At 63.7% G+C, this 22,474-nt stretch carries 21 protein-coding genes and 4 tRNA genes; 19 read left to right on the top strand and 6 right to left on the bottom strand.

From position 1 onward, the window contains the following. Nucleotides 1–36 precede the first annotated feature (36 nt). From VIG90_RS04670 to VIG90_RS04630, 9 genes are all read left to right on the top strand, one after another. The gene (locus VIG90_RS04670; protein WP_331592289.1) at nt 37–1,548 is read left to right on the top strand and encodes an NAD(P)H-hydrate dehydratase; all 1,512 of its coding nucleotides are present in this window, start codon (nt 37–39) and stop codon (nt 1,546–1,548) included. A 58-nt stretch (nt 1,549–1,606) separates the two neighbouring features. Beyond that, a tRNA-Leu gene (locus VIG90_RS04665) sits at nt 1,607–1,691 on the top strand. Between the two features lie 46 nt (nt 1,692–1,737). Further along, nucleotides 1,738–3,258 carry a trigger factor gene (tig, locus tag VIG90_RS04660; protein WP_331592288.1) on the top strand — a complete coding sequence of 507 codons (1,521 nt, stop codon included), beginning with the start codon at nt 1,738–1,740 and terminating at the stop codon, nt 3,256–3,258. Nucleotides 3,259–3,323: 65 nt separating this feature from the next. Beyond that, entirely contained in the window at nt 3,324–3,962 is a 639-nt protein-coding gene (clpP, locus tag VIG90_RS04655) for an ATP-dependent Clp endopeptidase proteolytic subunit ClpP (RefSeq protein ID WP_331592287.1), read from the top strand. A gap of 191 nt (nt 3,963–4,153) precedes the next feature. Beyond that, complete coding sequence (gene clpX / locus VIG90_RS04650; protein WP_331592286.1) at nt 4,154–5,422, top strand: ATP-dependent Clp protease ATP-binding subunit ClpX; 1,269 nt, start codon at nt 4,154–4,156, stop codon at nt 5,420–5,422. 145 nt (nt 5,423–5,567) lie between these two features. Continuing rightward, nucleotides 5,568–7,964 carry an endopeptidase La gene (gene lon, locus VIG90_RS04645; RefSeq protein WP_331592285.1) on the top strand — a complete coding sequence of 799 codons (2,397 nt, stop codon included), beginning with the start codon at nt 5,568–5,570 and terminating at the stop codon, nt 7,962–7,964. Between the two features lie 147 nt (nt 7,965–8,111). Further along, the gene (locus VIG90_RS04640; RefSeq protein ID WP_331592284.1) at nt 8,112–8,384 is read left to right on the top strand and encodes an HU family DNA-binding protein; all 273 of its coding nucleotides are present in this window, start codon (nt 8,112–8,114) and stop codon (nt 8,382–8,384) included. Between the two features lie 175 nt (nt 8,385–8,559). After that, nucleotides 8,560–8,634, top strand: a tRNA-Val gene (locus VIG90_RS04635). Nucleotides 8,635–8,909: 275 nt separating this feature from the next. Further along, nucleotides 8,910–10,358, top strand: a complete 1,449-nt coding sequence (locus VIG90_RS04630) for a PAS domain-containing methyl-accepting chemotaxis protein (protein WP_331592283.1) — start codon at nt 8,910–8,912, stop codon at nt 10,356–10,358. Between the two features lie 107 nt (nt 10,359–10,465). On the opposite strand, the gene VIG90_RS04625 is transcribed toward VIG90_RS04630, so the two are convergent. Beyond that, on the bottom strand, nt 10,466–11,002 hold the full coding sequence (locus VIG90_RS04625; RefSeq protein ID WP_331592282.1) for a VOC family protein: 537 nt from the start codon (nt 11,000–11,002) through the stop codon (nt 10,466–10,468). A gap of 196 nt (nt 11,003–11,198) precedes the next feature. On the opposite strand from VIG90_RS04625, the gene VIG90_RS04620 reads away from it, so the two are divergent. The 5 genes from VIG90_RS04620 (at nt 11,199) to VIG90_RS04600 (ending at nt 14,952) form a co-directional block, all read left to right on the top strand. Then, nucleotides 11,199–11,274 (top strand) — tRNA-Val (locus VIG90_RS04620). Between the two features lie 238 nt (nt 11,275–11,512). Then, complete coding sequence (locus VIG90_RS04615; protein ID WP_331592281.1) at nt 11,513–12,574, top strand: AI-2E family transporter; 1,062 nt, start codon at nt 11,513–11,515, stop codon at nt 12,572–12,574. Nucleotides 12,575–12,677: 103 nt separating this feature from the next. Continuing rightward, on the top strand, nt 12,678–13,430 hold the full coding sequence (locus VIG90_RS04610; RefSeq protein WP_331592280.1) for a DUF599 domain-containing protein: 753 nt from the start codon (nt 12,678–12,680) through the stop codon (nt 13,428–13,430). Nucleotides 13,431–13,654: 224 nt separating this feature from the next. Continuing rightward, on the top strand, nt 13,655–13,954 hold the full coding sequence (locus VIG90_RS04605) for a hypothetical protein (RefSeq protein ID WP_331592279.1): 300 nt from the start codon (nt 13,655–13,657) through the stop codon (nt 13,952–13,954). A 275-nt stretch (nt 13,955–14,229) separates the two neighbouring features. Beyond that, the gene (locus VIG90_RS04600; RefSeq protein ID WP_331592278.1) at nt 14,230–14,952 is read left to right on the top strand and encodes an EF-hand domain-containing protein; all 723 of its coding nucleotides are present in this window, start codon (nt 14,230–14,232) and stop codon (nt 14,950–14,952) included. A gap of 281 nt (nt 14,953–15,233) precedes the next feature. Here VIG90_RS04600 and VIG90_RS04595 read toward each other — a convergent pair. From VIG90_RS04595 to VIG90_RS04580, 4 genes are all read right to left on the bottom strand, one after another. Then, nucleotides 15,234–15,309, bottom strand: a tRNA-Lys gene (locus VIG90_RS04595). A 97-nt stretch (nt 15,310–15,406) separates the two neighbouring features. Then, nucleotides 15,407–16,087, bottom strand: coding sequence for a monofunctional biosynthetic peptidoglycan transglycosylase (mtgA, locus tag VIG90_RS04590; protein ID WP_331592277.1), 681 nt, complete (start codon nt 16,085–16,087; stop codon nt 15,407–15,409). A gap of 211 nt (nt 16,088–16,298) precedes the next feature. Further along, on the bottom strand, nt 16,299–17,201 hold the full coding sequence (gene rpoH / locus VIG90_RS04585; protein ID WP_331592276.1) for an RNA polymerase sigma factor RpoH: 903 nt from the start codon (nt 17,199–17,201) through the stop codon (nt 16,299–16,301). A gap of 90 nt (nt 17,202–17,291) precedes the next feature. Further along, entirely contained in the window at nt 17,292–18,257 is a 966-nt protein-coding gene (locus VIG90_RS04580) for an RluA family pseudouridine synthase (RefSeq protein WP_331592302.1), read from the bottom strand. A 103-nt stretch (nt 18,258–18,360) separates the two neighbouring features. Here VIG90_RS04580 and VIG90_RS04575 point away from each other — a divergent pair, with 103 nt between their 5' ends. From VIG90_RS04575 to VIG90_RS04555, 5 genes are read left to right on the top strand one after another with little or no spacing between them, the layout of a single operon-like run. Beyond that, nucleotides 18,361–18,948, top strand: coding sequence for a LemA family protein (locus VIG90_RS04575; RefSeq protein ID WP_331592274.1), 588 nt, complete (start codon nt 18,361–18,363; stop codon nt 18,946–18,948). Next, nucleotides 18,948–20,075 carry a TPM domain-containing protein gene (locus tag VIG90_RS04570; protein WP_331592273.1) on the top strand — a complete coding sequence of 376 codons (1,128 nt, stop codon included), beginning with the start codon at nt 18,948–18,950 and terminating at the stop codon, nt 20,073–20,075. The genes VIG90_RS04575 and VIG90_RS04570 overlap by 1 nt, the downstream gene beginning before the upstream one ends. Continuing rightward, nucleotides 20,075–20,692 (top strand): TPM domain-containing protein, encoded by a 618-nt coding sequence (locus VIG90_RS04565; protein WP_331592272.1) that lies wholly within the window; start codon nt 20,075–20,077, stop codon nt 20,690–20,692. Before VIG90_RS04570 ends, VIG90_RS04565 begins: the two co-directional genes overlap by 1 nt. Before the next feature lie 7 nt (nt 20,693–20,699). After that, nucleotides 20,700–21,173, top strand: coding sequence for a M67 family metallopeptidase (locus tag VIG90_RS04560; protein WP_331592271.1), 474 nt, complete (start codon nt 20,700–20,702; stop codon nt 21,171–21,173). Then, nucleotides 21,160–21,372, top strand: coding sequence for a cold-shock protein (locus VIG90_RS04555; RefSeq protein WP_331592270.1), 213 nt, complete (start codon nt 21,160–21,162; stop codon nt 21,370–21,372). Before VIG90_RS04560 ends, VIG90_RS04555 begins: the two co-directional genes overlap by 14 nt. A gap of 100 nt (nt 21,373–21,472) precedes the next feature. Here VIG90_RS04555 and VIG90_RS04550 read toward each other — a convergent pair whose 3' ends face one another. After that, nucleotides 21,473–22,300 carry a DUF1134 domain-containing protein gene (locus VIG90_RS04550; RefSeq protein WP_331592269.1) on the bottom strand — a complete coding sequence of 276 codons (828 nt, stop codon included), beginning with the start codon at nt 22,298–22,300 and terminating at the stop codon, nt 21,473–21,475. Nucleotides 22,301–22,474 lie beyond the last annotated feature (174 nt).

The following is a 22,474-nucleotide window of genomic DNA, read 5'->3' as shown; positions in this document are numbered from 1 at the left end:
ACTGCTCGTTTCCTGCACTAAATGAGACTCGTGCCAATGTCCATGTTTCATCCCCTGCTGACGGCCTCCCAGATGCGGCAACTGGAACAGGACCGATTTCGGGCCGGCCAGTCGAGCCTCGCGGCGATGGAGGCGGCCGGGCGTGCGGTGGCGGACGAAGTGCTGAAGCGCTGGTCCGGGCAGGGGCAAGCGGTGGTTCTGGCCGGTCCTGGTAACAACGGCGGGGATGGTTATGTGGTGGCGCGTCATTTGGCGGAAGCCGGGTGGTCTGTGCTGGTCGGAGCCTGGGGCGATCCAAACGAACTCCGCGGTGATGCCCGGACGATGCGCCAGCGATACGGAGGGGAAGTTGTGCCTCTCCGTGAGGGGCTGGATCGGGTGTTGCACGAGACAGTGGTGGTAGACGCCCTGTTCGGTATCGGCTTCGCAAGGCCTGTGGAGGACGGGCTCGCTGCCCGGATTCGAGCGGCGTGCGAGCAGGCAGGGCTGGTTGTCGCTGTCGATGTGCCAAGCGGCGTCGATGCAGATTCCGGCAGAGTCGTTTCGGATATGGTGTGGGCGGATGTGACCGTGACCTTTGGCGCGCGCAAACCGGCCCATGCGCTGGAGCCTGCCCATTCCCGCTGCGGCGACGTGATCCTGGTCCCGATCGACCTGTCGCCGAGCGCGGACGAGGTGGCGCATTACGGCGTGACCTGCCAGATGGTGGGCACCCCGCGTCTACCGCGCCCCGGCCCGCAGGATCATAAGTACTCGCGCGGGCATGTCTGGGTGGCCTCTGGTGGGCCGTCGAGCACAGGAGCGGCCCGGCTGGCCGCCCGGGCGGCGCTGCGCATCGGGGCAGGGGTGGTCAGCATCGCCAGCCCGCCCAGCGCCGTGGCGATCAATGCGGCCCATGTCACGGCGGTCATGGTCAAGCGCGCGGCGGGGGCCGAAGAGTTGGCCGCCTGCCTTGCCGATGAGCGGTCCAGCGGCATGCTGATCGGCCCCGGTTTTGGCATTGGCGAGCGGTGCAGGCAGGCCGTGCTGGCGTTACTGGCGACCGGCAAGCCGCTGGTGCTGGATGCAGATGCCCTGACCAGCTTCGAGGCGGATCCGGACGCGCTGTTCCAGGCCATTCAAGGTCCGGTCATCATGACTCCGCATGAAGGCGAGTTTCGCCGGCTGTTTGCCATGGTTGACGCATCAGCGGGCAAGCTGGAGCGGGTGCGGGCAGCGGCACGGATCTCCGGTGGTATCGTGCTGCTGAAGGGACCGGACACGATCGTTGGGACGCCGGACGGACAGATTTACATCAATTGCCATGCTACGCCTGAGCTGGGCACGGCCGGTGCGGGAGACGTTCTGGCGGGAACGATCTTGGGCCTGATCGGTCAGCAGCGTCAGCTTGGCCTTGGGGCGGCGGAAGCCGCGGCGGTGGCCGCCTGGCTGCATGGTGAGGCCGGGCGGCGTATTGGACCAGGACTGATCGCGGAGGATCTTCCCGAAGCCTACCCGGATATTCTAAAAGCGGTGGCGGTACGTTTTACGCGGCGAGGGGTGAGATAAGGGATTGTTGCGTCATCCTACCCCTGTGCTATAGACGCCGCTTCGATTTCAGGCCCTGGCGGATGTGGCGGAATTGGTAGACGCGCTGGATTTAGGTTCCAGTGTCGAGAGACGTGGGGGTTCGAGTCCCTTCATCCGCACCAAGGCTTCACGGCCGCCTGGCGGCACATGACGAGTTGAGAGAACGCCATGCAGATCAGCGAGACGTTGAACGAAGGTTTGAAGCGCGCCTACACCGTGGTGGTACCGGCCGCCGACCTGGCCCGCAAACTGGACGAACAGATTGGCATCGTTGCCAAGACCATTCGCATGCCGGGCTTCCGTCCGGGCAAGGTCCCGGCAAATGTCGTGCGCAAGCTGCACGGCGCCGCGCTGACCGGCCAGGTTCTGGAAGAAGCCGTTCAGGAAGGTTCGCAGAAGGTGCTGGAGGAGAACAAGCTCCGCCCGGCCCTGCAGCCGAAGATCGAAGTGACCAAGTACGAACCGGAAGCGGACCTCGAGTTCACCATGAATCTCGAAGTTCTGCCGGAAGTTGCCCTCCCGGACCTGTCTGGCCTGAAGCTGGAAAAGTGGACCATTCCGGTTGAGGACAAGGACGTCAACGAGGCCGTTGAGCGTCTGGCTTCCCAGCAGAAGTCCTTCGAGGACGCGCCGGAAGGTCATGCAGCCGCCGACGGCGACGCCATCATCATCGATTTCGTCGGCAAGCTGGACGGTGTCGAGTTTGAAGGCGGCAAGGGCGAAGACACCCAGCTGGAGCTGGGTTCGGGCATGTTCATTCCGGGCTTTGAAGAGCAGTTGGTCGGCGTGAAGGTCGGCGACGAGAAGACCATCACCGTGACCTTCCCGGCCGAGTATCCGGCCGAGAACCTGGCGGGCAAGGAAACCACCTTCGACGTGACCGTGAAGAAGGTGCAGGTCTCCAAGCCGGTCGAGATCAACGACGAGATGGCCAAGAACTTCGGTCTCGAAGGTCTCGAGTCGCTGAAGGACATCCTGAAGTCGCAGATCGAGCGTGAACACAACGCCCTGACCCGCACCTTCCTGAAGCGCAAGCTGCTGGACGCACTGGCCGCGACTCACGACTTCCCGGTTCCGGAGTCGATGGTTGAGGCCGAGTTCGAGCAGATCTGGGCTCAGCTGGAGCGCGAAGCCGGCGACAACGAGGAAGAGAAGGCGAAGCTGGAAGCTGAGAAGGACGACTACCGCAACATCGCGGTGCGTCGCGTCCGCCTCGGCCTGCTGCTCTCTGAGATCGGCCAGGCGAACAACGTTCAGATCACTCAGGCCGAAATGAACCGCCTGATCGCTCAGGAAGCTCAGCGCTACCCGGGTCAGCAGCAGCAGGTCGCGAAGTTCTTCACCGAGAACGCGATGGCCGCCGCCCAGCTGCGCGCCCCGCTCTATGAAGAGAAGGTGGTGGACTTCATTCTCGAGAAGGCCGAGCTCGAAGAGAAGACCGTCAGCCGCGAAGAGCTGACCAAGGCTCTGGAAGCTGACGATGCCGACGACGTGAAGCAGTCGGAGGAAGCGCCGAAGAAGAAGGCCTCCAAGCCGAAGGCGAAGAAGGCCGACAAGGCCGAAGCCGAGGCCGAAGCGGCTCCGGCCGAAGAGGCCGCCGAGGCAGCTCCGGCGGAGATCGCGGAGGAGGCTCCGGCAAAGCCGAAGCGCAAGACCGCGTCGAAGGCCTCTAGCAAAAAGGCGGAATAAACCTAATCTTGGCAATCGGGGGCGAAAGCCCCCGATTGTCTAGGTACTTATGAAAGGCAGCGCCCATGATCGACCCGATCAGCCATTACCAGAACAGTCTTGTCCCCATGGTCGTCGAACAGTCCAACCGGGGCGAACGGGCGTTTGATATCTATTCCCGCCTGCTGCGGGAGCGGATCATCTTTGTAACCGGCGGCGTCGAGGACCACATGGCGTCCCTGATCGTTGCCCAGCTGCTCTTCCTCGAGGCCGACAACCCGAAGAAGGACATCTTCATGTACATCAACTCGCCGGGCGGCGTGGTCACGGCGGGTTTGGCCATTTACGACACCATGCAGTACATCCGGCCCAAGGTGGCGACGGTGTGCATCGGTCAGGCGGCATCCATGGGTGCGTTCCTGCTTGCTGCGGGCGAACCGGGCATGCGCTGGGCCCTGCCGAACGCACGCATCATGATTCACCAGCCCTCGGGCGGCGCCCAGGGTCAGGCCACGGACATCGAGATCCAGGCTCGCGAAATCCTGCGGATTCGCCAGCGTCTGAACGAAATTCTGCAAAAAAACACCGGTCGTTCCCTGGACGAGGTTGAAAAAGCCGTCGAACGCGACACATTTATGACGGCAGACGAAGCCAAGGCCTGGGGACTGATCGATACCGTTTACGAGCGCCGCCCTGAAACGCCCGAAGAGGGCGAAAAGCGGTAGTCGGCTGTAAAGACGCGCCGGAATCCTGTGTTATCAGCGATCCATTAAGCCTCTTTTGAGGCCCGGCGCGTTATAGTCCCCGCGTCTGAATGGAGAGGATCCTCTCCATTTCGGGATTGTTAAGCCCTAGAGGCTCGGTCTAGGATGCCAGTGTCGGCCGTGTAATTAGGCCGAACGAGGAAAGGACGCGCATGACCAAGCTCAGCGGCAGCGACTCGAAGAATACGCTCTACTGCTCTTTCTGCGGTAAGAGCCAGCACGAGGTTCGCAAGCTGATCGCAGGCCCGACCGTGTTCATCTGCGATGAATGCGTCGAGCTATGTAATGACATCATTCGGGAAGAGACCAAGTCGGCTCTGGTGAAGAGCCGGGACGGCGTTCCCACGCCCAGTGAAATCTATAAGGTTCTGGACGACTACGTGATCGGCCAGAGCCATGCCAAGCGCGTGCTGTCGGTTGCGGTTCACAACCACTACAAGCGGCTGAACCACGGCCAGAAGAACAGCGACGTCGAACTGGCGAAGTCCAACATCCTTCTGGTTGGCCCGACCGGTTGCGGCAAGACGCTGCTGGCCCAGACGCTGGCCCGAATTCTGGACGTTCCGTTCACCATGGCTGACGCCACCACGCTGACCGAGGCCGGTTACGTGGGCGAGGACGTGGAGAACATCATCCTCAAGCTGCTGCAGGCGGCCGACTATAACGTCGAGCGTGCGCAGCGCGGCATCGTCTACATCGACGAGATCGACAAGATCAGCCGCAAGTCCGACAATCCGTCCATCACCCGTGACGTGTCGGGCGAGGGTGTGCAGCAGGCTCTGCTGAAGATCATGGAAGGCACCACCGCTTCGGTTCCGCCGCAGGGCGGCCGCAAGCATCCACAGCAGGAATTCCTCCAGGTCGATACGACCAACATCCTGTTCATCTGCGGCGGCGCCTTTGCCGGTCTGGATCGGATCATCGCCGATCGCATGCAGGGCAAGTCCATTGGATTCGGCGCCAACGTGCAGTCTCCGGACGAGCGCCGCACCGGTGCTCTGCTGAAGGATTGCGAGCCCGAGGATCTGCTGAAGTTCGGCCTCATTCCGGAGTTCATCGGCCGTCTGCCGGTGATCGCCACCCTTGAGGATCTGGATGAGGCGGCTCTGGTCAAGATCCTGAGCGAGCCGAAGAACGCCCTGGCGAAGCAGTACCAGCGCCTGTTTGACATGGAAGGCGTGAAGCTGACCTTCAATCAGGACGCTCTCCAGTCGATTGCCCGCAAGGCGATCGAGCGGAAAACCGGTGCGCGTGGCCTTCGTTCCATCATGGAAGCCATCCTGCTGGATACGATGTTCGAACTGCCCGGCATGGACGGCGTGGACGAGGTCGTGATCAACAAGGATGTGGTCGAAGGACGCAAGGATCCGATACGGATCTTCTCGCAGACGACGCGCGAAGACGTGGGGTCCCTGGCCTGATCCGGTCCACCACACCGAAACGATGAAAAGCCAGTGTATGGGGAGCGTGCCTAAGCTTGATGCAGACGGTTCCGCTCCCCATATGCAAGTACAAGAGGCTGCACCGTGCATAGGGCGGGTGCGCGCCTAGGTTTGTGAGGCTTCAATGCAACAGCTGTTTCCTGTGCTGCCCCTTCGCGACATCGTGGTCTTCCCGCAGATGATCGTGCCGCTGTTCGTTGGCCGTGAGAAATCGGTACGGGCACTGGAAGAGGTGATGCGTGGCGAGAAGCGCATCTTCCTGCTTTCCCAGAAGAATCCTGCGGATGACGATCCTGGGCAGAAGGAACTGTACGAGGTTGGCACGCTGGCCAACGTCCTGCAGCTCCTGAAGCTGCCGGACGGCACCGTGAAGGTGCTGGTCGAAGGCAAGGAACGCGCCAAGGTCGACACCTTCTCCGAGCAGGCGGACTATCTGGAAGCTTCGGTCAACGTTCTGGCCGAGGAAAACACGGACAATGATGAAGTGCGCGGCCTGATGCGCTCCGTCGTCAACCAGTTCGAGCAATACGTTCGCCTTAACAAGAAGATCGCGCCTGAGGTTCTAGTTGGTCTCAATCAGATCACCGAAGCCTCGAAGCTGGCCGATACGGTGGCGAGCCATCTGGGCCTGAAGATTTCCGACAAGCAGCAACTGCTGGCGACGACGGACGTGGCCAAGCGGCTTGAAATGGTCTTCGGCTTCATGGAAGGCGAGATCGGCGTTCTCCAGGTGGAGAAGAAGATCCGCTCGCGCGTGAAGCGCCAGATGGAGAAGACCCAGCGCGAGTATTACCTGAACGAACAGCTCAAGGCGATTCAGCGCGAGCTGGGCGAGACGGATGACGGCCGGGACGAAACGTCCGAGCTGGAAGAGCGCATCAAGAAGACCAAGCTGTCGAAGGAAGCGCGTGACAAGGCCCTGGCAGAGCTGAAGAAGCTCCGCTCCATGAGCCCGATGTCCGCCGAAGCGACGGTGGTGCGCAACTACCTCGACTGGATCCTGGGCCTGCCGTGGGGCAAGAAGTCCAAGGTCAAGAAGGACATCAAGGCCGCCGAGGCGGTGCTGGATGCCGATCACTACGGTCTTGAGAAGGTTAAGGAGCGCATCGTCGAGTATCTCGCCGTGCAGTCCCGCACCAACAAGCTGAAGGGGCCGATCCTGTGCCTCGTCGGCCCTCCGGGCGTCGGCAAAACCTCGCTTGGCCGCTCGATCGCCAAGGCGACGGGGCGCGAATTCATTCGCTTCTCGCTGGGTGGCGTGCGTGACGAGGCCGAGATCCGCGGTCACCGCCGGACCTACATCGGCTCCATGCCGGGCAAGATCGTCCAGTCGCTCAAGAAGTCTGGCACCAGCAACCCGCTGTTCCTGCTCGACGAGATCGACAAGATGGGCCAGGACTTCCGCGGCGATCCGGCATCGGCGCTGCTGGAGGTGCTTGATCCGGAACAGAACTCCAAGTTCAACGACCATTACCTTGAGGTCGACTACGACCTGTCTGACGTGATGTTCGTGACGACCGCCAACAGTCTGCGCATGCCGCAGCCGCTGCTGGACCGCATGGAGATCATCCAGCTCTCGGGTTACACCGAGGATGAGAAGGTGGAGATCTGCAAGCGTCACCTGCTCGGCAAGCAGGTGGAGAACCACGGGCTGAAATCGGGCGAGTGGTCGGTGTCCGACGACGCGCTGCGCGATCTGGTGCGCTACTACACCCGCGAGGCGGGCGTGCGCAGCCTTGAGCGCGAACTGGCCAAGCTTGCCCGCAAGTCGCTGAAGCGCATCCTTGAGGGCAAGGAGAAGTCGGTCCACATCACGTCCGAGAACCTGGAAGAGTTCGCCGGCGTGCGGAAGTTCCGCTTCGGCGAGTCCGAGCAGGAGGATCAGGTCGGTGCAACCACCGGTCTGGCATGGACCGAGGTGGGCGGCGAGCTGCTGACCATCGAGGCCGTGACCGTGCCGGGCAAGGGCGCGATCAAGACCACCGGCAAGCTCGGCGACGTGATGCAGGAATCGATCCAGGCGGCCTTCTCCTACGTGAAGTCGCGCTCGGCCCTGTTCGGCATCAAGCCGCCGCTGTTCCAGCAGCGTGACATCCACGTGCATGTGCCGGAAGGCGCAACGCCGAAGGATGGTCCGTCGGCCGGTATCGCCATGGTGACGTCCATCGTCTCGGTGCTCACGGGCATTCCGGTGCGCAAGGACATTGCCATGACCGGCGAGGTGACGCTGCGCGGCCGGGTACTTCCCATCGGCGGCCTCAAGGAGAAGCTGCTGGCAGCACTGCGCGGCGGTATCAAGACTGTGCTGATCCCGGCGGAGAATGAGAAGGATCTGGCCGAGCTTCCGGAAAACGTGAAGCAGGGGCTGGAGATCATCCCGGTCAAGGTGGCGGATCAGGTGCTCGATCTGGCGCTTACCCAGCCGCTCACGCCGATCGACTGGAAGGAAGCGGAGGAGATGGCAGCTGCCGCTTCCCGTAACGACCGCATCGGCGAACACGAGCCATCCATCGCTCACTAGGTTACAATTTTTGTAACCATTAGCGAAAAAACCTTGAGAAAACCGCCCTTACGGGCGGTTTTCCTTTTGACAAGCTATAATTCTGATTCTTAGATGGCCCCGGCTCAATAAGCCGGCTTATATTTTTTATCCTGGGGGTCCAGATCCATGAACAAGCAGGAACTGATCAGCGCTGTTGCCGATACTGCCGGCCTCACCAAGACGCAGGCAGGCGTCGCTGTGGACGCGCTGTTTGACGCGATCACGACGGCGCTCAAGGCGGGCGACGAAGTTCGACTGGTCGGCTTTGGTACGTTCGGCGTTGCGACGCGGAAGGCTTCCACCGGCCGCAACCCGCGCACGGGCGAAGAGATCAAGATCGAAGCCAGCAAGACGCCGAAGTTCCGCGCCGGTAAGGCGCTGAAGGACGCCGTCAACTAAGACAGGTTTGGATGAGCGCCGGCAGACGGGCGGCAGGCCTGCTCCGGCGTTCACCCTCCTCAAGACGGAGCGGTCCCCGCTTTTCACAGGACCGGATTTTTCGGCAAAGGAATGAAAAGAAGGCTGGACAAGCCATTCTGAAACCGCTAATTCCCACGCCGCAGCCGATGGTGACGGGCGCGTAGCTCAGTGGTAGAGCACTGTGTTCACACCGCAGGGGTCGCAAGTTCAATCCTTGCCGCGCCCACCATCCGCTGCCATCCAAAGACATTGATGGTCTGAAAGACAACCTGGCGCCAGGGCGACCGGGTTCGTTTTTTATCTGGCCCCATGGCCTCTGGCGCACTGTGTGCTCCTTAACGGATCCGGATGCTGAGCGGCGCGACACAACGGCACAACCTGCCGTGCGCCGGCACGGCCATGAGAGCTAATTCATCTTTAAGTAACGACTTTCCCGGAAAATGGTGACCATTGGTTTACCTTGAGTTTGTCCGTAACGGCCGGCTTTTTCGGGAAGGGTGCAGCGTGGTTGCGTTATTCAAAACGGCATTGGATGCGGTCCGCACGAACGTCATGATCGCGGACGCTGACTTCAAGATCATCTACATGAACCCTGCCGTGACGGCCCTGATGAAGGAAGCCGAGGCGGACCTGCGCAAGGATCTGCCCGATTTCCGCGCCGACTCCCTGATTGGCCGCAACATGGGCGTGTTCCACAAAAACCCGGCTCATCAGGTGCGGCTGCTGAACTATCTGGACAAGCCGCACTCGGCGACCATCAACGTTGGCAACCGCGTGTTCGATCTGCGCGCAACGCCGCTGGTGGAGGGCGACAAGCGGATCGGCTTCGTGGTGGAATGGGCCGATGCCCGGGAGCGGCTGCTCAATCTCGACTACGCCTCGCAGATCACAGCGATCGGCCGCTCGCAGGCGATCATCGAGTTCTCGGTCGATGGCGTCATCCTGAAGGCGAACGACAACTTCCTGAACGCGCTGGGCTACACCATGGCCGAGCTGGAGGGTCGGCACCATCGCATGCTCATGGGCGATCTGGAGCTGGGCTCGAAGTACGATGCCTTCTGGGCCGAGCTGAACGCGGGCCGCTACCAGATGGGCCAGTACCGGTTCTCCGGCAAGGATGGCCGGCAGATTCGGATGGAGGCCAGCTATAACCCGATTCTCGACCTGAACGGCCGAGTGTCCAAGATCGTGGCCTTCGCCACCGACGTGACCGAGCAGGTAGAGCTGCTGGCTAACCTGAAGACGCTGATCGACAGCAACTTCGGCGAGATTGACGGTGCGATTGATCTGTCCGCGCAGAACGCGACGACTGCTGTAGAGGCGGCGAAGCAGACGGCCAGCAGCGTTGAGGAGATTGCGGTAAGCGCCGAGCAGTTCGCGGCCTCGATCGACGAGATCTCCCGCAGCATGTTCCATTCGCTGAGCGCGACGGAAAGCGCGGTTGAGCAGACAACGGCCGTGGAGCAGAGCACCAAGGCCCTGTCCGGCGCGGCGCAGGAGATGAACGGTATCGCCATCATGATCCGCAAGGTGGCGAACCAGATCAACCTGCTGGCGCTGAACGCCGCCATCGAGGCCGCGCACGCGGGCGAGGCGGGCAAGGGCTTTGCCGTGGTGGCGCAGGAAGTGAAGGCGCTGGCAACGCAGGCCTCTCAGGCGACCGAGCAGATCGGTACCGAGATCAGCCGGATCCAATCGATCTCGGCGGGTGTGGTGGCATCGCTCAGCGCGATCACCAATGCTGTGGCGACGGTGCGGGAGAACGTGACCATTACGTCCTCGGCGCTGGAAGAGCAGAACGCCGTCTCGCAGACCATGTCATCGAACATGCAGAGCGCGGCGGAAGCCGTGGCGACGGTGTCCTCGAACATCGACGAGATCTCGGACGCCATTCGGCTCGCCAGGCGGGCCGCTGAGGGTACGCGCAAGGCAGCGGTGGTTCTGGTGCGGTAATGCAATGAACGCGCTGGTTGGCCTGTTCACGGGCTGGCACGGCGCTGTTCAATGACGAGCCCCGGTTCGCTGCATGCGCGCCGGGGCTTTTCGTTGGGAAAATGCCGTCAGAATGGCACGATGAGCTGCTCGCCGTCCCAGGTCTGCGCGGCCTCGCGGGTGCGGCGATAAAGGGCGCGCAGGGCCTCGGCTTCGGGGTAGAGCTCGATCATGTGGCCAAGGGTTTCGCGTGCGTCGATGTAGCAGATGCGCAGACCGCCAAAGATCGTGAACTCGCTGGCGACAGGCATGCCGAGGCCGACGAACCGGTCCCGCTCGGCTTCGTAGTCTTCTGTAAACACGGCCACATGGTGAAAGCCGGTCTCGCCGTTCGGAAATATGTCGTGAATGGCGCTGGGTCCATCCGATACGGGCTCGAGCAGTTCGATGTTGAGGTCGCCGGACTGGACGAAGGCCGCTCTCAGCCGCACCGGGGCAGCGGGGGCGCCGCGATAGACATGATCCTCCAGCACGCCGCCTTCGCCGCCACCCACGAAGGGGCCGACGCCGTAGATGTCCGAGAATCGCTGGCAGGCTTCCTCAAGATTGCGGACGACGTAGCAGTTCTGGACCACGTTGAGCGGCGGCATCAACTTGCGATTCATTGGTTTTCCTCCCCCGTTGGCTGCGCGTCGCTGCAGCGCGGCCTTGCACAGGACATGCGGCAGGGGACGAGGATTGAGAAGGGGCGCGCAGCCATTCCCATCGAGGGCGATAGGTTCTGAACAGGCAATCTTTGCACTTTCCTGAAAATGCGCTTGACCGGGGAGCCACCCAGAAACTAAAGGACTGCACGCACTGGGGCGGTTAGCTCAGTTGGTAGAGCATCTCGTTTACACCGAGAGGGTCGGCGGTTCGAGCCCGTCACCGCCCACCACCCATCCGGTGGTCCCCTATAACCAGTGCCACGGCCCCGATGGGCACCCTCACACATTGAAAATCGACTTGGCATCGGCAACTGACGTCTGTCGTCCGCGTGCTGCACTGCTTCGTGCTGTTCGCTGGCATCCTGCCGGCCTGAGGGAACCGGGCGAGTCTTCAGGGGTTGACGGTAAGCGGGACGTGGCCTTGGCGGCGACGCCGCAGGTGAAGCCGCAGCGTGGGGGGATGGACGGTTGCCGGAACTGGGAGGCGATGCGCGGTTCTTCCGGCGGTTGATGATCGTCATTCTGGTCGTGCTGCTGGTTGTGGCGCTATGGCAGCTGCTGCATGTGCTGATGCTCATTCTGGGCGCGGTGTTGCTGGCCGTACTGCTGGTGGCGCTGGCGCGGCCGTTGAAGCGCTGGCTGAGAATTTCGGGAAACTGGGCGCTGGCGTTGTCGGTCGCGATCGTCATCGCGTTCATCGGCGGCGGCATCTGGCTGTTCGGCTCGGAAATCAGCGCACAGGTCTCGGCGCTCATCGAGACCATGCCCAAATCCTGGCAGGCGGTGGAGAATCAGCTGGCGCAGTCTGGCCTCGGGCGGCAGTTCATGGCCCGCCTCGGGGGCGAGTTGCTGTCCCTTACCCGGGTGATCGGCGACGTCAGCCGCGTGGTGCTGTCCATCAGCAGCGCGATTACGGACATGTTCATAATCGTCGTCGGCGGGATCTATCTGGCGGCGCAGCCCGGGCTGTACCGGGACGGGCTGCTAGCCCTGCTGCCCCGGTCGCGCCGTCCGCTGGCGCTGGAGACATTGACCGAAATGGGCGATGCGCTGCGGCGCTGGCTGGTGGCGCGACTGATCGCGATGATCATCATCGGCCTGCTGACGACGGTCGGCCTGTCGGTCATCGGTGTGCCGTCTGCGCTGGCGCTGGGGCTGTTCGCGGGGCTGGCGGAGTTCATCCCCCTGGTCGGCCCCATCATCTCCGCCGTGCCCATTCTGGTGGTGGCGCTGGGCCAGTCACCCGATATGGCGCTGTGGGCGCTGGCGCTGATCATCATCGTTCAGCAGCTGGAGAGCAACATCATCACGCCGCTGCTGCAGCAGCACGCCATTGCCCTGCCTCCCGCGCTTTCCCTGTTCGCCGTCATTGCGGCGGGTCTGCTGTTCGGCGCCATTGGCGTGCTGTTCGCCGGGCCGCTGACCGTGATCGCGTTCGTGGCGGTGAAGCTGCTGTATGTGCGCGAGACGCTGGGCAACCACGCCGAGGTGCCGACACAGGCCAGCAAGGGCGACAAGAGCGGCCTGTAGAAATCCCTGCCCGAGGTGACGCGATGGCCACTGGCGGGCGGCCGTGGTTCACGGCTATGGTCTGGGCGGGTCTGCAAGCTTTGCCCTGTGAGGAGTTCCTTCGGTGTCGCCGTTCGACGTGGTCGCCCTGGCCGTCTTTCTGACTTTCTGGATGTTCTACGAGCGCCTGCTGCCCTACCTGGTGGGCAAGCGCGGGGCGCTGAATGTGCATATGGTGCAGATTCGCAAGCTGTGGATGTGGCAGATCTCCAACCGTCCGGTGCGGATCGCGGACGGCCAGTTCATCGGTCATACCCTGAACTCGGCGGCGTTCTTCGGTTCGGCCAACCTCATCGTCATGGCGGCGGTGATCGGCGTGATGTTCGGCGGAGAGACGGCCTATCGCAGCGTGGCGGGGCTGCAGTTCGTGCAGCTGCAGAATCACTGGCTGTTCGAGGTCAAGCTGATGATGGTGGTGGCGACGCTCTCGCGCGGCATCCTCGACTTCGTCTGGTCGATTCGCCAGCTTAACTATTGTCTGGCCGCCATCGGCGCGATGCCGGACCATCAACCCGACGACCTGCGCCGGGCGTGGAGCGAGGCCATCGGCACGCTCATCAATCCGGCCATGAGCACCTTCAGCCGGGGCGTGCGCGGCTATTACTTCTCTCTGGCCTCGGCCGCATGGCTGTTCGGGCCGACGGCTCTGCTGCTGGCGACTATCGGCGCAGTTTCCCTGCTGGCATGGCGGCAGTCACGCTCAGGCGCGGCGGACGGCGTGCGCAAGGTGTGGCAGCTTGTGGCCCAGTCTCAGGCGGCGGAAGCGGAACGTGCGGCGCAGGCAGACAAGCCCGAGGCGGGCCAGCCGACGCCTTAGAGGCTTTTCCGTTGCGACTGATTCAGGCTGGGTTTCAAAGCTGCCCTAAACGAAGTGCATTGTCAGGCTTGATTGCTTGAAGCTAGTCTCCCGGTTCTGGCTCAGGAGCCAGTGCCGCTCTGTATTCGGCAGGTTGCTGTTCTAACTATTGTAGCTGACTGCATTTTTCAGATTGCCGGGACAGTGCCCGGCAGGAACTTGCTTTGGGAAAAGGAAGAACGAGCATGGCAATCGATGGCCTCTGGAAGCTGAACATCACATCGCCCCTGGGTCCAATGGAATCAGAACTCTCGGTGACGAGCAGTGACGGCGCTTTGACCGGCGTTCAACGCGCAGCGGGCGATGAGCGCGCCATCTACAACGGTTCGGTGGACGGCAACGCCGTGGTGTGGTCGGTCGACATCACCCAGCCGATGCCGATTACCCTGATCTTCAAGGGCTCGATGGATGGCGACCGGCTGTCCGGGCAGGCGCAGGCGGGATCGTTCGGCGCTTTTCCGTTCGAGGGAACGCGCAGCGCCTGAGAACGTCAGGTTAACGGGCAGGCGGGCTAAGCCTCGCCTGTATCGCGAAGAAGGGGGCGATGGCCGGGAAGGCTGTCGCCCTTTTTGCATCACTCGTCCTGCATGGCGGAGACGCCGGTCGAACCTCGGAACCGGCTATTAAAGGTGGCGTTCAAATAAAACCCCGAATGCAGAAGTTTCGCAGGGGAAGCGGTTTCCCGCCTGTCGAGATCTCAGACACTGGCAGGGGAAATCTTTTGGATTTGTTCTGAACCTTTAGCACAGGATGACTTGCTATGATGCGCACATCCCTCTGTATGGCCGCCTTTGCACTTCTTTGCAGTACCAGCGCGATTGCCCAGACTTCGGGCAGCACCGGTTTGGGCTCGACGGGCTCCGGCTCTGCCGGATCCGGCATGAGCACCGGCACCCAGCGGCCGGGCGGCGAAACCGGTTCGATGGGCGGTGCTTCGGGCCAGAGCGGTTCCACCATGGGCGGCCAGAGCGGCAGCACTGGCGGCATGTCCGGTAGCGGTTCGATGGGCCAGGGGTCGCAGGGAACCATGGGTTCGGGCTCGACCGGCTCGGGTTCGACCGGCTCGGGTTCAATGGGCTCAGGCTCGATGGGCTCAGGTTCGACAGGCAGTGGCTCGATGGGCGGCGGCACCATGGGTCAGGACACCATGGGTGGCGGCGCGGCCAGCCAGGGCATGGAGCAGGGCTCCACGACCGGCCAGAGCGCCATGGAGAGCGGCACCGGCCAGGGCCAGAACTTCGCCGCGTTCGACCAGAATCAGGACGGCTCGCTTGATCGCGCCGAGTTCGCCCGCGCTCTTCAGGTGCAGGGCTCGGCTCCGGCCGCAGGCGGCGAATCCGGAGTGCCGGCACGTCAGACAATGCGCGGCGACCGGGCAATTTCCCCGCTGAATCAGAGCAGCATCGATTTCCAGCGGGCTGATGCCAACGGCGACGGCAAGATCTCTCAGGAAGAATTCTCCGGATCTTCGCCCCAGCAATAAATAGACCACAGCAATAACTGGCTTCGGTCAGGCCATATGTGATGCATGTGCGGTAAGGCTTGGGAAAGCCGCCCGTGTCAGCGCACGGGCGGCAGCCTTGCCGCCGCAATGCGGCTCAGATGCCCGGGCATACCCGCAACGGAAATCCAAACCGGACTTTCCGGCGCTTGGCGTTACCGGAATATGCGGCTGATGATTGTCTGAATTTCTGAAGGATGGCGGCGAGGCCGCTGTACCGGCCTGGCTGTTTCGGCTCGGCGGCAAAACCGCCGAGGCTGGAGTGGTGAGCCCAGATGGATTCGAACCATCGACCTACTGATTAAAAGTCAGTTGCTCTACCGACTGAGCTATGGGCTCCCAATCGGGTGGGCGGAACATAGGGAGAGGTCGCGTCCGGGTCAACCACAGGATTGTGCAAAATTTCCAAGATATGGACTGGCCGTTTCCCGACGGGTCAGCGCAGGTCAAGGCACCCTGACATTTCCCGCCGAATGAAGGACATAGAGCGTTCGACCGAGCGGGCCTTGCGGGCGATGCCGCCGGAGGTGCGGTGGGGCGACCATTTGACGGGCGAGGGCAGGATCGAGGCCAGCCGCGCCGCCTGAGAGCGGCTCAAATCCGCGGCGCTGCGGCCGAAATGGTGGCGGGCGGCGGCATCTGCGCCGTAAATGCCGTCCCCCCATTCGGCAACGTTGAGATAGACCTCAAGCGTGCGCTGCTTCGGCCAGAGCACCTCAATGAGCAGGGTGAACCATGCCTCGAACCCCTTGCGCACCCAGGAGCGCTGCGGCCAGAGGAACACGTTCTTGGCTACCTGCTGCGAGATGGTGGAGGCGCCGCGCAGCTTCCTGCCGTTGCGGTTCGATTCCATGGCCTTGGAAATGGCTTTGAAATCAAAGCCCTTGTGGGCGCAGAAGTGCTGATCCTCCGCCGCCATGACGGCATGGGCGATTCGCGGAGACATGGTCTCGATGGGCATCCAGTTTCGCTGCACGGTCTTTCCGGCTGCCCAGTCCCGCACCATCAGTGATGTGGCGGGCGGGTTGATCCAGCGGTAGGCCAGAGCCCACACCACGGTGAAGAGCAGCACTGCAAGCAGGGCCTTGATGACCCATGAGACAAGTCGCGCAAGCAAGGATTACGCACCCCGGAGACATGTTTGATCGGCGCAGTCATTGCCACTGATCTGGGCTGGCTGCGCTGCGGACACTGCCCGTGGTTGCAGCATCTGGCAACAGTCGGGTTGCGCAGGTTGGATCGGCTGGGAGGGGAAGAGGCAGCTTTGGCGCTGGAGAGCGGTGGCAGAGGGCTGAATGTCCTCCGCCGTGCCGGGTTCGCTTTCGGGTTTAGTCCAGCGCGAGCTGCTGGGTCTCGACCACCTTGCGCATGGCCTTCTGTACCTTCTCGAAGGCGCGCACCTCGATCTGGCGGATGCGCTCGCGGCTGACGTTGTATTCCTTCGACAGGTCATCCAGCGTCGCCGGGTCTTCCTTGAGGCGGCGCTCGGTGAAGATGTGGCGCTCGCGCTCGTTCAGTTCCTCCATCGCCGCCAGCAGCAGCTGGTGGCGCATGTCGGCTTCCTCGCGCTCGGCGACGATCTCGTCCTGCTGGGGCGAGTCATCGGCCAGCCAGTCCATCCACTCGCCGCCATCGCTGTCCTGACGCAGCGGCACGTTCAGGGACGTGTCGCCGCCCATGGCCATGCGGCGGTTCATGGAGACGACGTCATCCTCGCTCACCTGAAGGGTGGTCGCGATTTCCTTCACGTCGTCCGGGTGCATGTCGCCGTCTTCAACCGCCTGCAGCTTGCCCTTGAGGCGGCGCAGGTTGAAGAACAGCTTCTTCTGCGAGGCGGTGGTGCCGATCTTGACCAGCGACCACGAGCGCAGAATGAATTCCTGGATGCTCGCCTTGATCCACCACATGGCGTAGGTGGCGAGGCGGAAGCCCTTGTCCGGATCGAACTTCTTCACGCCCTGCATCAGGCCGATGTTGCCCTCGGCGATCAGTTCGGAAACGGGCAGGCCGTAGCCCCGATACCCCATGGCGATCTTGGCGACGAGACGGAGGTGGCTGGTGACCAGCTTGTGCGCGGCCTCGGCATCCTCATGTTCCACCCAGCGCTTGGCGAGCATGTATTCCTGATCCGCCGTCAGCAGGGGGAACTGGCGAATCTGCTGAAGGTAGCGGGAGAGCGATGCCTCACCCGTCAGGGCTGGAACGGTCGCAGGCGTGGAATTTGCTGACATGGACCCTTCACTCTCTTGTGGCTTCATAACTTTACGACCGTTCTGCCTATTGAAACAAGCAACGAACAGACGAAAGGACTGTTTCCATTTTCAGTTCCCACCACTCAACGCATCGATGAGCTGCACCATGTCTTCGGGCAGCGGGCTTTCGAAGCGGATGGCCTCGCCGGTGACGGGATGGACGAACCCCAGTACCCCGGCATGAAGCGCCTGACGGCGGAATTCGAGCCGGTCGAGAATGGATTTGACCCCGCCCTTGCGACCGGCCCGGCCATAAACAGGATCACCCAGCAGAGCGTGGCCGATGGAGGCCATGTGAACGCGCACCTGATGGGTGCGGCCCGTCTCCAGCCGGCATTCCACATGGGCGGCGTCCGGCCCCAGCGGGCGGATGAGGCGGTAATGGGTGACGGCGTGGCGTCCGCGCCCTTCGCTGACGATCGCCATCTTCTTGCGGTCATGCACCGAGCGGGCCAGCGCGCCCTCGATGCGCCCGGCGTTGGGCGTGGGGATGCCGCCGGTCAGCGCGGTATAGACGCGCTCCACCGTATGGGCGGCGAACTGGCGGGACAGATGCTCGTGTGCGGGGTCGGTTTTGGCGACCACGAGGAGGCCGGAGGTGTCCTTGTCGATTCGGTGGACGATGCCCGGGCGGGCAACCCCGCCGATGCCGGACAGGCGGCCGTGGCAGTGGTGCAGCAGCGCGTTGACCAGCGTGCCGTCCAGATTGCCGGCGGCCGGGTGAACGACGAGGCCGGCGGGCTTGTCCACCACCAGCAGATGCTCGTCCTCGAACACGATCTCAAGCGGGATGTCCTGCGCCTGCGTGTCGGCGGGGCGCGGGGCCGGAACGGTGACGGCGTAGCTCTCGCTGGCCTTCACCTTGAGGGCGGGATCGCGCACGCGCGTGCCCGCGCGCGTGACCTCGCCCGTGCTGATGAGCGCCTTGATGCGTTCTCGGCTAAGAGTAGGGATGCCGAGCGCCAGCGCCCGGTCCAGCCGGAAACCCGCATGCTCTGGCGGTATGTCGATGGTGTGAGTGTGCCCCATGGTCATGTCAGACATAGGTAGGAAGCCTTGGCCGCGGATTTAAGAGGCCTTGTCAAATGCCTGTGCGGCATCCACTTTTCTACAGCGAATTGCATGATGGAGGCAGGGAATGAACATGCGGCAACTGGTTCTGATGGCGGGCGCGGCCCTGATGCTGTCTGGCTGCGGCATCAACGACGTGCCGACCAAGGGCGAAGCGGCGGATGCCGCGTGGGCGGAAGTGCAGAACCAGTACCAGCGCCGCGCCGATCTGGTACCGAACCTGGTCGAGACGGTGCGCGGCTATGCCAAGCATGAGGAAGGCACGCTGAGCGCGGTGATGGAAGCCCGCGCCAAGGCCACCAGCGTGACCCTGAACACCACGGACGTGACCGATCCGCAGCAGATGCAGGCGTTCGAGCAGGCGCAGGCCGAGCTTTCGCGCGGGCTGGGCCGCCTGCTGGCGGTGGCGGAGAACTACCCGGACCTGAAGGCGAACCAAAACTTCCTGGCGCTGCAGTCTCAGCTGGAAGGCACGGAGAACCGCATCGCCGTGGCGCGGCGCGACTACATCCAGACGGTGCAGACCTACAACCTCGAGTTCAAGAACATCCCCGACAAGTGGGTGACATCGATCTTCCACGGCGGCGCCGAGCCCAAGACGCCGTTCCAGGCGACGCCTGAAGCCCAGACCGCGCCGAAGGTGAGTTTCCAGTAATGCCGGTTTTTCGCTGGCCGGGGCTTGCGATTGCCGGGGCAATGCTGGCCGGACTGGCGTTGCCGGTTGCCGCGCAGCAGACGGCTCCCCAGCCGCAGGCGCCGCAGAGGGCTGCTCCGGCCCAAAGTGCTCCGCCCCAGAGTGCTCCGTCTGATGCCGCGACAACGGCGATCATCTCGGGCGCTTCGGGCGGCGAGGTGACGCCGGGCGAGGCGGCAGCGGGCGCAGCGGCGGTCAACCGCAGCGGCGCGGGCAAGGCGCTGGAGCCGCTGACCAAGCCGCTGACGGCACCGCTTCAGGGCCAGCAGGGACAGGCGGCCGGGCAGGCCAAGCCGCAGCAGGCGGCACCGGCAGCGACCATGCCGCAGGCGGAATCCGGCGAGGCGGTGCGCGGCGGCAAGCTGACGTTCCCGGCGCTGACGGGCCGCGTGGTGGATGAGGCGAACATCCTCGACCCGGCAATGGAGCAGCACATCGCGCAGATTTCCGCCGGGCTGGAGCGCCAGACCAGCGATCAGCTGGTGGTGGTGACGCTGGCGAACCTGCGGGGCCGGGAGATCGAGGAGTACGGCTACCAGCTGGGCCGTCACTGGGGCATCGGCCAGAGCGCCAAGCCGGGCAGCGGCCAGGCCAAGGACAACGGAGTGCTGCTGATCGTGGCCCCGAACGAGCGCCGCGTGCGCATCGAGGTGGGCTACGGCGCGGAAGGCAGGCTGACGGATGCGCTCTCCAGCGTCATCATCAACCAGTCGATCCTGCCGCGCTTCCGGGCGGGTGACTTCGCGGGCGGCATTCTGCGCGGCACACAGGACATCACGCAGGTGCTGGGCGGCGATGCCGCGCCGTTTCAGGAACTGGCGGACCGGCGGCCTGTCGAGGCGCATGACAGCATCGGCATCGGCGGGGCCATCCTGTTCTTCATCATCTGGTTTTTCATCGCCCGGCTGGTGAGCCGGGGCGGCAGGCGCGGGCGGCGCGGCGGATCTTCCGCGATGGCGGCGGCCTTGCCGTTCATCCTTATGAGCGGCGGACACAGAGGAGGCGGCTTCGGTGGCGGATTTGGCGGTGGCGGCTTCAGTGGGGGCGGCGGCTCCTTCGGTGGCGGCGGCGCATCGGGAGGCTGGTAATGCCGAAGCTCTCTGAAACGGACATGACCCGCATCGAGACGGCGGTGGCCGAGGCCGAGGCCACGACCTCCGCCGAGATCGTGTGCGTGGTGGCCAAGCATTCGGAAGATTTTCGTTCGATCGGCCTCGGCTGGGCGGCGTTCCTGTCGCTGGCGGTGCCGTGGATCCTGCTGCTGCTGACGCCGTGGCCGGTGACGGCGCTGCTGTTTGCGCAGCTGGTGGTGTTCCTGCTGCTGGCCGTGCTGCTGACCCAGACGCAGGCGTTCCTGTGGTTCGTACCGAAAAGCTGGGCGCACCGGGAAGCCGCGCAGGCGGCGCGGGAGCAGTTCTTCGTGCACGGCATGCACCGCTCGGTCGATCGGCTGGGAGTGATGCTCTACGTCTCTCTGGCCGAACACTACGCCGAGGTGCTGGTGGACGTGGGGCTGGAGGACAAGGTGCCGAACAGCGTCTGGGAGGAAGCGCACCGGACGCTGGTGGCCTGCGCCAAGGAAGGGCGGCTGGCGGACGGCATCATCGGCGCGGTGAATGTGTGCGCGCCCGCACTGGCGCTGGTGGCACCGCCGGGCGAGGATGGCGGAAGCAACGAACTGCCGAACCGCCCGATCATCATCTGAGGCGGATGTGAAGGATGTAGACCTGACGGCGCTCGTGTTGACGCCGGACCAGCAGGCCAAGATGCTGGCCGAGGCGCAGGCGGCGCACCCGCTCGAGTGCTGCGGGCTGCTGGTCGGCCGCGTGCAGGACGGCGAGGCGCGGGTGCGGGACGTTCTGCCCGCCGCCAACGTGGCCGACGCCCCGGAGCGGGCCTTCGAGATCGACCCGCGCACGCTCATTCAGGCGCATCGCAATGCGCGGGAGCGGGGCGAGGCCATTCTCGGCTGGTATCACTCCCACCCGTCGGGCGTCGCGGTGCCTTCGGCCTGCGATGCGGAGCGGGCGGCGGAGAACGGCAAGGTGTGGATCATCATGGCGCAGGCGGACATGGCGGCGTATGTCGCGGTGGAGCAGGGCCATGTCGCAGGGCGTTTCCGGCCGCTGCCGCTTCGGGTTATAAGCCCGGTGAAAAGTGAGGAGGCCGGTGATGGCAACGGGTGAAGTCAAATGGTTCAATCGCAAGAAGGGCTTTGGATTCATCCGTCCTGATTACGGGGTGAAGGACGTGTTCGTGCATGCCTCCGCCATCCAGCGCACCGGGCTGCGCGCCCTCGACGAAGGGCAGCGGGTGGAGTTCGAGCTGACCCAGCTGGCCGACGGGCGCACCGCCGCGCTGGGGGTGAAGCTGGTCGAGGTGTGAGGCCGGACGCTTCCGGTTGAAGGCACAGAAAAAGCCCCGGAAGAGTTCCTTCGGGGCTTTTGCATTTCAGGCGGCAGGACCGCCAGATAAGAACGCGAGATCAGAACGGCAGGTAGCGCCGCTCCTTGGTGAAGTTGATGTAGCCAAGGTTGGCACCCAAGCGCCAGCCCGCGCCGAGGCGTACCGGCACGACGACGATGTTGTCGCGCTGGTGGTAGCTCACGGTGAAGCCGCCGATGAGGTAGACCTTGCCCTCGATGGCCGGGAAGCGCTTGTAGAGCTCGTTGGTGTCGTAGAGGTGGTAAATCAGCGTGAAGGTGCGGCTGACGTCTCCACCCACGTCCGGGCCGAGGGACGGGCCGGTCCAGTGGATCGGCTGCTCGCCTTCCACCTTGTGGTAGAGCGTGCCGTTGCCGTAGCGCAGGCCGACGATGAACGCGCCGCCGCCTTCGGTGCCCACGATGTAGCCGTTCGGGCGGCCGTGATCGGCGAAGATCTTCTCGATGACCTTGCCGACTTCCTCCGCACCCTTGCCGAAGGCGCCGGACGCGGCGGCCAGCACGGAGTCCTCGTCATAGGTGTTGTCTGCATTCTGCTGGGCGGTGCCAGCGGCCTGCGTGGCCGCCTGAGCTTGCGCCGGGGCGGCGGCAGGAGCCTGGGCAGGTGCGGCTGCCGGAGCCTGGGCGGCATAGGGGTCAGCGGGCGCAGGGGCGGGCACCAGATTGGCGGGCTGGCCGGAAGCGGGCTGATTGTAGGCGGGTTGGGCCGTGCCGGTGGCGGCCGGCGGACCCGACGGCAGCGGCGTTTCCGTGACCGGGTCCTGCGACTGGGCAAAAGCCGCCGGGCTGGGCACCGACAGCCCCACCCCAAGGGCAAGGGCGGGCGCGGTAATGCCGAAGACCGACAGTGCGAAGCGGCGAGACTGCATGAATGACCCCGTTGCGATTGTTACACGCGTGATTCCGGCGAACAGTGATACGGCCCGCCGCTGAAATCAATAACGAGGCGTGACTAACCGGGGCAAAACGCGAAAGGCTGTTCGGTGCGTGCGATGGTTGGCGGGCGCGTGGTTGGCAGGTGGGGCTGGCGGGCCCGGGGCGGA

Origin of the sequence: Pedomonas sp. (assembly GCF_036515995.1) — a bacterium.
GTDB lineage: Bacteria > Pseudomonadota > Alphaproteobacteria > Sphingomonadales > Sphingomonadaceae > Pedomonas.
The sequence above is the reverse complement of the archived record's forward strand: the minus strand, read 5'-3'. Positions and strand labels throughout refer to the sequence as shown.

Coding starts and splice junctions, on each gene's coding strand:
- VIG90_RS04565 (WP_331592272.1), top strand. CDS start 20,075: ATGCCGAAGCTCTCTGAAACGGACATGACCCGCATCGAGACGGCGGTG.
- rpoH (WP_331592276.1), bottom strand. CDS start 17,201: ATGTCAGCAAATTCCACGCCTGCGACCGTTCCAGCCCTGACGGGTGAG.
- clpX (WP_331592286.1), top strand. CDS start 4,154: ATGACCAAGCTCAGCGGCAGCGACTCGAAGAATACGCTCTACTGCTCT.
- VIG90_RS04580 (WP_331592302.1), bottom strand. CDS start 18,257: ATGACCATGGGGCACACTCACACCATCGACATACCGCCAGAGCATGCG.
- VIG90_RS04575 (WP_331592274.1), top strand. CDS start 18,361: ATGAACATGCGGCAACTGGTTCTGATGGCGGGCGCGGCCCTGATGCTG.
- VIG90_RS04570 (WP_331592273.1), top strand. CDS start 18,948: ATGCCGGTTTTTCGCTGGCCGGGGCTTGCGATTGCCGGGGCAATGCTG.
- lon (WP_331592285.1), top strand. CDS start 5,568: ATGCAACAGCTGTTTCCTGTGCTGCCCCTTCGCGACATCGTGGTCTTC.
- VIG90_RS04555 (WP_331592270.1), top strand. CDS start 21,160: ATGGCAACGGGTGAAGTCAAATGGTTCAATCGCAAGAAGGGCTTTGGA.
- VIG90_RS04625 (WP_331592282.1), bottom strand. CDS start 11,002: ATGAATCGCAAGTTGATGCCGCCGCTCAACGTGGTCCAGAACTGCTAC.
- VIG90_RS04600 (WP_331592278.1), top strand. CDS start 14,230: ATGATGCGCACATCCCTCTGTATGGCCGCCTTTGCACTTCTTTGCAGT.
- VIG90_RS04605 (WP_331592279.1), top strand. CDS start 13,655: ATGGCAATCGATGGCCTCTGGAAGCTGAACATCACATCGCCCCTGGGT.
- VIG90_RS04550 (WP_331592269.1), bottom strand. CDS start 22,300: ATGCAGTCTCGCCGCTTCGCACTGTCGGTCTTCGGCATTACCGCGCCC.
- tig (WP_331592288.1), top strand. CDS start 1,738: ATGCAGATCAGCGAGACGTTGAACGAAGGTTTGAAGCGCGCCTACACC.
- clpP (WP_331592287.1), top strand. CDS start 3,324: ATGATCGACCCGATCAGCCATTACCAGAACAGTCTTGTCCCCATGGTC.
- VIG90_RS04670 (WP_331592289.1), top strand. CDS start 37: ATGTCCATGTTTCATCCCCTGCTGACGGCCTCCCAGATGCGGCAACTG.
- VIG90_RS04640 (WP_331592284.1), top strand. CDS start 8,112: ATGAACAAGCAGGAACTGATCAGCGCTGTTGCCGATACTGCCGGCCTC.